This window comes from Pseudomonas neustonica, from assembly GCF_003797945.1.
GTDB classification, from domain to species: Bacteria; Pseudomonadota; Gammaproteobacteria; order Pseudomonadales; family Pseudomonadaceae; genus Halopseudomonas; species Halopseudomonas neustonica.
In genome coordinates this window covers 1-10,216 of the sequence record NZ_RKKU01000050.1, presented here as the reverse complement: position 1 = coordinate 10,216, position 10,216 = coordinate 1, and the positions used below count along the sequence as shown (strand labels likewise).

Sequence of the window (10,216 nt, the reverse complement as noted above, 5' to 3'; positions counted from 1 at the left end):
TTTGGGGTACGCAGCCGATCTTGGGTGCAATCGACTCGACCGCCGACCACAGCGAGGGATAGTCGCCGCGATGCTCTTGCACCATCCGCACGGCTCGTTCACGGACTTCAGGGGAAAACTTGTTTGTTTTGTTCATGGCTTCATCTTCTCAGGAGTTGAAGCCTCCGCGAAACCCGGGGCGGTTCATTTAGCAAGGTCAGTATTGGTCGCAGTGACTTAGCATAGGTACTATTTGCCACCTTTATGAGTAGCGGTGTCTGTTTTGTCGGTAAGAGCAACCTGTACACCCCGTGTGCAGGTTGCTCTTCTGACGAAGAGCCGATACGGCCATCCCTTCAGTGGCGGGCGAGGATCTTCGCTGCGATGGGCGAAGTGATCATTTGAATCACGGCAAAAAAAGCGGCTGGAATTGCGATCTCTGATGGCAAGCCAGAAGCAGCGACAAACGCTGCAGCGATGCTGAATTCCTTTTTACTGACCGTGAAAAGATAGGTAATCACCTCTTTGCGATCAGAGGTGAGTAACCGTGAGGACATACCTACCAGGTACCCAATCAAATTGAGGCACAGGGCCGCGCCCGCAATCACAAACGCATACCAGCCATAGCCAATGATCGTGGTGGCATTCGGCCCGACCACGGCGAGTAGGATCAGCAGATACAGAATCGACCCTATCCCTGCATACGCTGAATCATGCCGTGCAAAGAAAGCCGAGAACCTTGTACGCAAGCTGACCCCAATCACGGTAGGAAGAAGCACGATTAGTGTTAATTCAAGAATAATTGATCCAAGCGGCACGTCTAACTGAAGGCCGGTGAGCCATAAAAACAGGAAGGGAACAATAAACGGACATAACGCGGTGTTGACTGCGTTGAAAACAGCGGCAAGCGCCACATTGCCTTTCGCCATCAGTACCAAAAGAGGAGAAGACACATCTGTCGGCAGCGTGCCGAGCAAGGTTTGGCCAGCAGCCAGCGGGCCGCTTCCAAAAAATAGACGGCCCGTTAGCCACCCGGCAATCGACATAGGCCCATAGACCAGCCCCAATGCCAACAACTGCCGTGACGGCTTTCGGAACACGATGCGCACTGCATGCGCATCGAATGTGAGGCTGATAATCAACATCAGTAATGCCAGTAATGGCCCAATCGCGAACTTAAGCATTATTCCGGTGGCCGGAAAGAGTAAGCCTCCCCCCGCGACGACGATTACAAACCAGACAAGGTGCGCCTCGACAAAATAAATGAATCTACCCATGGTGGATTGGACGTTACCGGTTGAAGTGGATTGAGCCCCGCACCTAAAACATGATCACCTTCGGCCCAGCACACAAAGGCTCCTTGGTAGCTAGGGACGTGCTTCCCAATCCAGCGATGCAAATAGATAATGCTCAAGGGTTGAAGCTTTAGTTGCTAGAGGTTTTATAGTACCAAGAACAGATAATTCGAGAGAAGGTAACAGATGGGACATCATCATGATCATCCCCACATTGATCCTGCCTCTGGCGACCGGCGCGTCAGCATCTCCATTTGGGCCAATGGGCTCTTAACCATCGCACAAATCGTCGGTGGCATTATGGCGGGGAGCCTATCGCTGATCGCTGATGCGTTACATAACTTTTCTGACATGGCAGCATTAGTCATTGCCTTTGCTGCTCGTAAAATCGCCAGACGGCCTGCCGATGCGCATATGACCTTTGGCTATGGCCGCATCGAGATAGTGGCAGCACTCATCAATTACACCACCCTCATTATTGTCGGTGTCTACCTGATTTACGAAGGCGCTATGCGGATGGTCGATCCCCCTGAGATAGAGGGATGGACGATCGTGATTATTGGTGGCGTCGCGCTCGTCGTCGATGCCCTTACCGCCATGCTCACGTGGTCAATGCAAAAAGAGAGTGTCAATATCCGCGCCCTTTTTCTGCATAACTTATCGGATGCGTTTGCCTCCATCGCCGTGATTATCGGTGGTTCGCTTATTTTACTGTACGACATGCGCTGGGTGGACCCCGCGATCACGATAGGGATTGCGCTATATATTCTTTACCTAGCCTTCTCTGAAATTGGCGGCCCTATCCGTACGCTAATGCTGGGATCTCCCCCGGACATTGACGGGCAGGCAGTCGTTGAGACCGTACGAGATATCGAGGGAGTCCAGGATATTCACCATGTGCATCTATGGCAGATGCAGGAAAACATGGCAGCCCTTGACTGCCACGTGGTTCTGACAGAAACCGGCTGGCAGCAGCTTGAATCCGTCAAAGCAGAGATCAAGGAGCAGCTTAAAATGCGCTTCAGTATTGCTCATTCCAGCCTAGAGTTTGAGCATAGTGACCACGCGCATCAAAATGCCAATCTATATGGGCACGAGTGATAGACCGAGGCCGACTCCCGGCTCAGGTAGGTAGCGAGCGGCTTACTCCCATAGCGTCCTGTGCAGCCAGTCATTGAGCCGTTAGCTACTTAGCCATATACCGCGGTCGCAGCTCGCGGTGACGCTGACCATAGGTCTCGATAACCCACTGGTAGGTCTTCACGTCCGAACCCGGCAGCGCATACTGGATATCGAACACCTCCTTAGCCAAGGCTTTCCACTCTACGATTGAGGCAGCATCTGGCTGTATCCGCTGGCTTTTCCGCGTGTATCAGGTAGGTCAGGCTGGATGTCAGGAAGTCTAGTGTGTCTTCGACGCTCTCCAGTAGCTCTATGCGTTGACGCTGCGTCATTCCAAGCGCAGCGGCACCCGACAAAAGCATTGTGTATCTCCTCTGAGTAAGTGTCAGCATGCCTTGCACCAAGGGAATACAAGGCTTACCCTGCAGTCTGCAACATCACTCTGGAGCCGGGAAAACTTTTGGCAGCAAGCAAGATCGCTTTAGCGTAGCCCAAATAGTTTTCGAGAGTTGGGGCTGACGATCAGATCAGATCTATGGTGGCGTCTTGCTTGTTACTTGCAGCAATGGCTAGGGCGATATTCAACGCACTGATTATTGCTGCAACTCAACATGGCGGGTTGTTAGCTTTTAATCATGCGCATGACCGTGGCTTTCAACGTCCGACTGAGTTTCTGGTTCGCCACCACATGCCGACAGCAGGCCGAGCAGGCAAAAAAACAGCAGTGTGCGACTCAGGGTAGTCGTGGTTTTCATCGTGTATTCCTTTTAAATTCGATCATGTATGTAAAGCCCCGGCGCTCTCAGACGCAGGGGCTTTTTGCCTTAGATAACTCGCTTGACGCTCAGGTACTCGCCCTTGGTCTTGAGCGTGATGGTCACATCTTTGTTACTGCGGTTGCGCCAGAACCAGCCGTGGGTGCCGTCGAAGATGGCGGTGAACTCGCCATTGTCGCCTTCAACCTGCTTGCCCTTGCTGTAGCTGTGAAAATAGCCATTCGGGCCGTTGTAGGGCTCGCCGTGGGTGTCGTGGTTGACCGGCACACCATTGGTTGTCCACTCGTAGCTGACTGTGGCCTTGTCGAGCATTTCCAGTTTGATTTCACTGGCCTCGCCCGGTTTCAGTGTGACCGTTACCTCATCGGACTTCAGGGCTGGCTCAGGAGGTACTACCGGTGTGGCCACAGGTACTGCCGCAACTTGTTCTTGAGCCAAAGGCTGAGCAGGCGCAGGAGCTTGAGCAACAGGAGCCGCAACAGGCTGAACAGCTGCATCCGCTGCCGCTTCTTCGGCCAGAGTTATTTTAATTTCGCCCATCTGGGACAGTCCGAGTGCGCGACCTACGCCCGTTGGGTCGATTGCGTACTCAGAGGGCATAACAACAGTGACCAATAAGACAGCGGCAACACCTACGGCGATCACAGTAGAGCGCAGCAACTGGCGGCTGGTCGGCAATTCACTTTGGATCGGAAGCTTAGTATTAAACATGCTTAGTATTCCTTATTGAGAAACGATCAGTCCGGTGAGCTGGTAACCCATCAACAGGAAGCCGGCGCTCATCATGGCGACATTGGCAGCGTAGGCATGACGCCAAAAGCTAGCGGTGCGCCTCCAGTAGCCCATGGCAATCAAGATGGCGCTCAGAGCCAATAGCTGGCCAATTTCAACGCCGACGTTGAAGGCAATCAAATTAGGTATCAGGCCGTCTGCCGAAATATTGTATTCCTGAATCTTGGTCGCTAGGCCAAAGCCATGGAGTAACCCAAATATCAAAGTGGCTACTTTCGTATTTGGCTGGTGACCGAACCACCGTTGGAACGCTCCTAGGTTATCGAGTGCTTTGTACACCACCGAAAAGCCGATAATGGCGTCGATCACATAAGAGCTGATGCTGATTTCCGCCAACACGCCCAGCAGAAGTGTGATGGTGTGGCCTACGGCAAACATAGTGACGTAGAAGCCCACATCTTTTAGGCGGTAGAGGAAGAAGATCACCGCGAAGAGAAACAGCAGATGGTCGTAGCCGGTAATCATGTGTTTAGCGCCCATGTAGATAAACGGCAGTACCATCACACCGGAGCTTTCTTGGATAAATCCCTTGTCGCCTTCGGCAACAGCATGGGCTAGTGCTTCAGGCATGCCGAGAAACAGCAGTGCCATGAGCAGCAGCAACAGTAGTAAAAAGCGACTCCGGCGCACCGGAGATGCGTCCATTGCTCGCATAGATAGCGATTGCATAATTAAGTCCTGAGTTACAGTGATTTTGGGCCGCATGGCGGCCTATGTCAGAGCACGAGTTCAGGGCGGGGGGGCCGCTCGATCAGGAAGATCGGTCTGGGAGGAATGGAATAGCGAGGTGCTTCCCTTGACTGTGTTCGCTCTGACTCCGTACTGATGCTTAGCAGTGAAGTTAGATGCGGTGTTTCATGTAAATGATCTGCGGTCAGCGGCGAGTGGCAATGATCCCCGTACGTAGCACAGGTCAATTTTTCATCACCATAGGTATGAGAATGAATGGTGCTGTCATCAATCCAAGGCTGCTGGCTCGAACCCATAAAAAGCGCAGATGTATGCCCGGCCCACGCTATCAATATGGCGAGAGCAAGAGCAAAAAGTACCTTGGTAATGATGGACTTACCGAGCATGTTGTGGCTCTTTCGATGCCTAAGCAGTGGTTGGCTTTCTGGAGGGCTGGACGGATTGACCTTATCCCCCCCAGGGGGATAGCATGCGAGCATAATTCATCGACGCACGAGACTCAAGTCATGAGCGAACACGAGCACGGACATCAGCACCAAAGCCATAAGGACATCGTCAAAAGATTGAAGCGCGCAGAAGGTCATCTGCGCAGCATCGTAACCATGATCGAAGACAGCCGCCCCTGTGTAGACATAGCTCAGCAGCTGCATGCAGTGGAAAAAGCTGTCTGCCAAGCCAAGCGTGTGCTTATCCAAGATCACATTGACCACTGCCTGGAACACACAGTCGAAGCCCTCGCGACAGGCGAACGCGCCTCACTTGAAGACTTCAAGCAAATCACCAAGTATCTTTAGGTCCATCCTATGTCTAGCTTCGCCGAACTTCTGCAACAGGGGGCCTCGCAGGCCTGGCTGTACTTTCCTAGCGCTATCCTTCTAGGGGCCTTGCACGGCCTGGAACCGGGGCATTCGAAGACTATGATGGCAGCGTTCATCGTGGCCATTCGTGGTTCAGTGAAGCAGGCGGTGCTCCTGGGGTTGGCCGCAACGCTCTCGCACACTGCGGTTGTGTGGGCGGTGGCAATGGCCGGCATGTACCTCGGGCAGAACTTGGACGCCGAAACCACTGAGCCGTATTTCCAGCTAGCCTCTGCCGCGATCATCATTGTCATCGCGGTATGGATGCTTTGGCGTACTTGGCGTGGAGAACAGATGTGGCACTTCGAGGAAAGTGATGATCACTTGCATGAAAATCACGATGAAACGCACCGCATTGACACCGGGCACGGACGTATCGAGCTGTCGATCTTCGAGGAAGGCGTCCCGCCGCGCTGGCGATTGAGGAACCTGGCTGGCCATAACTGGCCAGCTGCTGAAGTGAGCCTACTGACAACTCGCCCCGATGGATTGGCCCAACGGTTTCGCTTCGTGGGTCGGGGCGACTACCTAGAGTCGCTGGACGAGATTCCCGAGCCCCATGAGTTCACGGCACGCTTGAGCCTGGGCCATGCCGGTCACCCCCATGACTATGACCTAGAGTTCCGCGAGCATAGCCACGGTCATGATCACGCTCACACTGAGCTGGAGGGACTGGAGCTGTCGCTAGAGGGCTATCAGGATTCCCACGAGCGCGCGCATGCCAATGACATCCGCAAGCGCTTCAGAAACCGTAAAGTCACTACTGGCCAAATCATCATGTTCGGCCTGACGGGCGGCCTGATTCCCTGTCCAGCAGCAATCACTGTGTTGCTGCTGTGCCTGCAAGTGAAGGAGGTCGCGTTGGGAGCCGTCTTGGTACTGTGCTTCAGCATTGGTCTGGCCATTACCCTAGTCACTGTTGGTGCCGCTGCCGCTCTCGGCGCACGCCAAGCGTCCAATCGTTGGCCTTGGTTTGGCACCGTGGCGCGTCGCGCCCCGTACCTGTCCAGCTTGTTGATTATCGGCGTGGGGATTTACGTCGGCGTCCATGGCTGGATCGGCCTGAACGCCTAGCCGATGTGGGAGTTATCCGCATATTTCGGCCTGTTTCTCGCCACCTTAAGTGCCGCCACGCTGCTGCCCATGCAGTCGGAGGCGGTACTGCTCGGGATGATATTGACCGACCAGTATGCAGCCTGGGTACTGCTGGCGGTGGTCACCACAGGCAATGTGCTGGGCTCGGCGCTGAACTGGCTGCTGGTTCGCTCTATCGAGCACTACCGGCACAAGCGCTGGTTTCCCGTCAGCGAAGGCTAGCTCGAAAAGGCCTAGCAGGCTTATCACCGCTTCGGTCGCTGCTATTGAGCTGGGTGCCGATCATTGGTGACCCACTAACCGTAGTGGCGGGTGTCATGCGCGAAACACTCTCGAGTTTTCTGTTGATAGTGACACTGGCCAAAGCAGCCGGCTATTTGCTGCTGGCGGTCGTGACGCTTGGCTGGCTCGGGTGAGCGCGCGCGATGCCAACCTGGATCTGATCAAATGGCTGGCGATGCTGAGCATGCTCTTGGATCATTTGCGCTACCTCTGACCGCAGGCGGCTGATTGGCTATTCAGCGTCCCGGCCTTGTGTGGCTATTGCCTGCCGCACTTTGCCTGCTGGCCAGCAGCCGCAACCGCTGGCTCGCGGACTGGGAGTTCCAGCCCTATACCTTGCTGATTCTGCTCACAGCGTTCACCGCTCCCTTGCTTGGGCTATTGCTGCTGCGCCGCCCCGGCCGTTTCAGGAGCTGGCCGGTCAAACCCTGGGGTTATTGGTTCTACCCTGCCCATCTAGCAGCACTGCATCTGATCCGCTCGCTCAGCTAATGCAGATGCCTCACTTCAGAAGTCTTCTTGCTCCATGCAGGCCTTTTGTCATACCGTGCAAGTCTGACGCGTGTCACATATAACAAGAGGCTGAAAAGGAGCTCATCATGAAGAAGTTTTCTGCTGTTCTTATTGCCGCCGTTCTCGCCCTAACCTCCGTGGCAGCCCTCGCCCACAGCGATGGTACGGACTCGAAAGGTTGCCACCGCAACCACAAAACAGGCGATTACCACTGCCATTAAGCAATAGCCTGTAGCGACTGGCGGCCCCTCACATCTGTAGTACCCAGATACAGATGTACAGAGCCTGATAAAGAGTTTGAGATCCTGGTTTCATTTGTTTGGGCATAAAACTAGGACCCTGTTTCCGCCCCGGCATGTCCGGGACTTTTTATGCACGAATCTGCGGAGCGGGCCAGAATCGTCAGCACGGTGGGTCACCATCATTGGAATGGATGGGTCAGGACCTCCAGCGTAAGTGGGTCACAATCGTTGGAATTGGATGTCAGAAACGCTGGAATACACAATTTAATCGATGACTTTAACCGCAAAGCACTGGCGATGGACGTTGATCTGTCTCTGCCCACAGAGCGTGTCGTTCACGCCTTGGATCAAATGATCTTGTAGCGTGGCAAACCGCTCGCCATCCGCAGCGACAACTGCCCTGAGCACATTAGCAACAAGCTGGTAGCCTGGACTGAAACATGACATCCGTCGGGAGTACATCCAGCTGCAAAACGCCTACGTCGAGCGGTGCAACCTAACAGTGCAATACGACTGATTAGGGCATTACTTATTTGAGTCGATAGCTGCGGTGCAAGGTCAGAGATCGAACTGAATCTGGACATATAATCACGAGCGCCCAAATATGGTCCTCGGAGGCATTACCCTCAAACAAAAGCTGGCCCTAGGGACTTAACCTCTATTTCTAGCGAACGCTATGGATGGGGATTACCCATGAGTCGGCGCGAGGACTGTCACGGCAATGCCCCAATGGGGCGTTTATTTCGAAGCTTGAAAACGGAATGTATACTGGCGATGTGTTACATGACTGCATCGCTAGCCCGGTAGGATATTGGTCGATTTCCGATGCGTCGATACAACTGGCAACGACCACAACAATTCAACGCAGGGCTCGTGTTATGGAAAACTTAACTCAGTGTCCAGGATCACTTAACCACTACACTCAAAATACTGAGTGATTTGTACTTGAGTAATAGTGGCCTGGTTTTTTTGATTGAAGCATAAATATTGATTTATCTTTACCGCGTCTCAATTGTCCGCCTGATCTAAACCGTCCTGACGCTGATCTTGCCTTGCTTGGACGGCTTCTTGCTTTTGATGACCTGAGTGTTCCTCTTCAGATAAGCGAGTTTGTTTTTCACGGGCGTTTTCATGAAATCGCTTCGACCTATCCAAACCTTCTTCGGCACTGGCCATACCTACAAAGAATAATAGGGTGCTGCTGATCGCGATAGATTTTAAGAAGTTCATTTTAATCCCCTGCTCTTGTTAAGCTCGCCTATCGGATGGCGGCTTTTCACTGTTCACAGTTTAAGACTTCAAACCTGACAGCAAGGTGAGCGCAAAATTACAAAACTGTAATTTTTCATTGGGGAATTGTTGCCTGCTTGTGTTTTTAGCAAGCTCTAAAAGTCTAAGCGAAAGCCTATCTGTTGCTCAACTATGCCACTGCTCTAATAGGAAATCCATGTAGTGGTCGTAAGCGTATAGCCAACACACGCCCACATGACTGACGGTGTGTGGTTCAGTCCGTCGACTGCGTCCAGTATTTGTCCAATCGATCTGTAACGGGTATGCCCCCCTCAAGCTTTAAGACAGTACAGGTAAGGGCAGACAGCCATTCTTGATGCCTGGTTAAGCTACGTCCAAGGACGCTCCTCTCATCTACTGAGCTGCCCAAGCCAGAAATTCAGCCTGAATCTGCGCTAGGGCTTTTCAATACTATCTCCGTCGACCATTATCGCAAGCATGTGAAAAACATAGTTAAGCAGCTGCGAGGAGTACTGTTTTATATTTTTCCTTTTCCCAACGATTTCATCCTCGTTGACATGCCGCAATCTCAGGTACGCCTGAATCGACTTGCCTTGCGCAGCTTCTTGCAAATGAGTGCTTATTCCGAGCGAATGCCAAACATTCAGTTCTTCGATGCGCGCCTTTGGCGCAAGCAAAATATTTAATTCCCAGCGCCTTTTAGGTATGACCTTCTCAAGTGAATTGATGAATTTTCCTGCATCATCCAAGCAGGTAAATCGTATGCCCTGCTTCGTTTGGCTGGTGTTTTTTTTCCAGTAATCGATACACCACCTAATCGCTCCCTTATCTTTCCCGAATGCGTCTCGCAAAAGCGAGATCACTCTGTCAGTTTCCTTCGCTGTAGCCCTATCTTGAGGCCTTATGGGCGCTAGTGGGATCCCGATAGCGGTTGAGCTCATGCGCTTTGGAAAATGTCGCCGATTCCCAGCCTTGGTTACTAGATTTTGTATTTGCGTCGCCGCTTCCAGCCATCCTTTTATTTTCGTTTTATCAATGTAATAACGTACACAAAGCGTCGAGATAGGGTCACCCCCCTCAAGATCGCGAAGAACTGTGTAGCAATCAAGAACTGTAGCCCTCGGTTTTGGTGATGCGTACTGAAAAGCCTCAGCTGCCATAGTGCTTATATCGCTTGACTGGAATCTTCGGGACAGGGTTCTACCCCGTTTCCACGGACGGTTATAAAACAGCTAAGAGCTTTTGATCCTGCGCAGCAACTCTACGTCGCATCCTAGGATTATGGAACCGCTCGATGTATTCAAATAGGTCTGCTCTTGCCT

Annotated in this window: 12 protein-coding genes and 2 pseudogenes; 6 read left to right on the top strand and 8 right to left on the bottom strand. The window is 52.6% G+C overall.

Features of this window, described 5'->3' with window-relative positions:
* Together EF096_RS19845 and EF096_RS19840 are read right to left on the bottom strand one after the other, a co-directional pair.
* Positions 1-136, bottom strand: a pseudogene (locus EF096_RS19845) (IS3 family transposase); the annotation flags it as partial.
* A 199-nt stretch (positions 137-335) separates the two neighbouring features.
* Positions 336-1,256, bottom strand: a complete 921-nt coding sequence (locus EF096_RS19840) for a bile acid:sodium symporter family protein (RefSeq protein ID WP_027957952.1) — start codon at positions 1,254-1,256, stop codon at positions 336-338.
* A 204-nt stretch (positions 1,257-1,460) separates the two neighbouring features.
* Between EF096_RS19840 and EF096_RS19835 the strand changes: the two genes are divergently transcribed.
* Positions 1,461-2,375, top strand: a complete 915-nt coding sequence (locus EF096_RS19835) for a cation diffusion facilitator family transporter (protein WP_016916432.1) — start codon at positions 1,461-1,463, stop codon at positions 2,373-2,375.
* Positions 2,376-2,578: 203 nt separating this feature from the next.
* On the opposite strand, the gene EF096_RS19830 is transcribed toward EF096_RS19835, so the two are convergent.
* The 4 genes from EF096_RS19830 to EF096_RS19820 all read right to left on the bottom strand — a co-directional run bounded on the left by EF096_RS19830 (position 2,579) and on the right by EF096_RS19820 (position 4,633).
* Entirely contained in the window at positions 2,579-2,758 is a 180-nt protein-coding gene (locus EF096_RS19830; protein ID WP_123891468.1) for a hypothetical protein, read from the bottom strand.
* Positions 2,759-3,025: 267 nt separating this feature from the next.
* Positions 3,026-3,151: a hypothetical protein gene (locus tag EF096_RS20775; RefSeq protein ID WP_256671457.1), complete on the bottom strand. Its 126-nt coding sequence runs from the start codon at positions 3,149-3,151 to the stop codon at positions 3,026-3,028.
* Between the two features lie 69 nt (positions 3,152-3,220).
* Entirely contained in the window at positions 3,221-3,883 is a 663-nt protein-coding gene (locus tag EF096_RS19825) for a transmembrane anchor protein (RefSeq protein WP_123891467.1), read from the bottom strand.
* A gap of 12 nt (positions 3,884-3,895) precedes the next feature.
* Positions 3,896-4,633, bottom strand: a complete 738-nt coding sequence (locus EF096_RS19820) for a HupE/UreJ family protein (protein ID WP_372237936.1) — start codon at positions 4,631-4,633, stop codon at positions 3,896-3,898.
* A gap of 527 nt (positions 4,634-5,160) precedes the next feature.
* On the opposite strand from EF096_RS19820, the gene mreA reads away from it, so the two are divergent.
* The 5 genes and pseudogenes from mreA (at position 5,161) to EF096_RS19790 (ending at position 7,622) form a co-directional block, all read left to right on the top strand.
* Positions 5,161-5,448, top strand: a complete 288-nt coding sequence (mreA, locus tag EF096_RS19810; RefSeq protein ID WP_123891465.1) for a metal-sensing transcriptional repressor MreA — start codon at positions 5,161-5,163, stop codon at positions 5,446-5,448.
* Between the two features lie 9 nt (positions 5,449-5,457).
* Positions 5,458-6,585, top strand: a complete 1,128-nt coding sequence (locus EF096_RS19805) for a nickel/cobalt efflux transporter (protein ID WP_123891464.1) — start codon at positions 5,458-5,460, stop codon at positions 6,583-6,585.
* Between the two features lie 3 nt (positions 6,586-6,588).
* Positions 6,589-7,022, top strand: a pseudogene (locus tag EF096_RS19800) (YqaA family protein).
* Between the two features lie 94 nt (positions 7,023-7,116).
* Positions 7,117-7,380 carry a TraX family protein gene (locus EF096_RS19795; RefSeq protein ID WP_235869805.1) on the top strand — a complete coding sequence of 88 codons (264 nt, stop codon included), beginning with the start codon at positions 7,117-7,119 and terminating at the stop codon, positions 7,378-7,380.
* Between the two features lie 107 nt (positions 7,381-7,487).
* On the top strand, positions 7,488-7,622 hold the full coding sequence (locus EF096_RS19790; protein ID WP_123891463.1) for a YHYH domain-containing protein: 135 nt from the start codon (positions 7,488-7,490) through the stop codon (positions 7,620-7,622).
* A gap of 1,029 nt (positions 7,623-8,651) precedes the next feature.
* Here EF096_RS19790 and EF096_RS19785 read toward each other — a convergent pair.
* Together EF096_RS19785 and EF096_RS19780 are read right to left on the bottom strand one after the other, a co-directional pair.
* On the bottom strand, positions 8,652-8,873 hold the full coding sequence (locus EF096_RS19785) for a hypothetical protein (protein ID WP_123891462.1): 222 nt from the start codon (positions 8,871-8,873) through the stop codon (positions 8,652-8,654).
* Between the two features lie 455 nt (positions 8,874-9,328).
* The gene (locus tag EF096_RS19780) at positions 9,329-10,054 is read right to left on the bottom strand and encodes a hypothetical protein (RefSeq protein ID WP_123891461.1); all 726 of its coding nucleotides are present in this window, start codon (positions 10,052-10,054) and stop codon (positions 9,329-9,331) included.
* Positions 10,055-10,216: the final 162 nt, after the last annotated feature.

Coding starts and splice junctions, on each gene's coding strand:
- EF096_RS19840 (WP_027957952.1), bottom strand. CDS start 1,256: ATGGGTAGATTCATTTATTTTGTCGAGGCGCACCTTGTCTGGTTTGTA.
- EF096_RS19835 (WP_016916432.1), top strand. CDS start 1,461: ATGGGACATCATCATGATCATCCCCACATTGATCCTGCCTCTGGCGAC.
- EF096_RS19830 (WP_123891468.1), bottom strand. CDS start 2,758: ATGCTTTTGTCGGGTGCCGCTGCGCTTGGAATGACGCAGCGTCAACGC.
- EF096_RS20775 (WP_256671457.1), bottom strand. CDS start 3,151: ATGAAAACCACGACTACCCTGAGTCGCACACTGCTGTTTTTTTGCCTG.
- EF096_RS19825 (WP_123891467.1), bottom strand. CDS start 3,883: ATGTTTAATACTAAGCTTCCGATCCAAAGTGAATTGCCGACCAGCCGC.
- EF096_RS19820 (WP_372237936.1), bottom strand. CDS start 4,633: ATGCAATCGCTATCTATGCGAGCAATGGACGCATCTCCGGTGCGCCGG.
- mreA (WP_123891465.1), top strand. CDS start 5,161: ATGAGCGAACACGAGCACGGACATCAGCACCAAAGCCATAAGGACATC.
- EF096_RS19805 (WP_123891464.1), top strand. CDS start 5,458: ATGTCTAGCTTCGCCGAACTTCTGCAACAGGGGGCCTCGCAGGCCTGG.
- EF096_RS19790 (WP_123891463.1), top strand. CDS start 7,488: ATGAAGAAGTTTTCTGCTGTTCTTATTGCCGCCGTTCTCGCCCTAACC.
- EF096_RS19785 (WP_123891462.1), bottom strand. CDS start 8,873: ATGAACTTCTTAAAATCTATCGCGATCAGCAGCACCCTATTATTCTTT.
- EF096_RS19780 (WP_123891461.1), bottom strand. CDS start 10,054: ATGGCAGCTGAGGCTTTTCAGTACGCATCACCAAAACCGAGGGCTACA.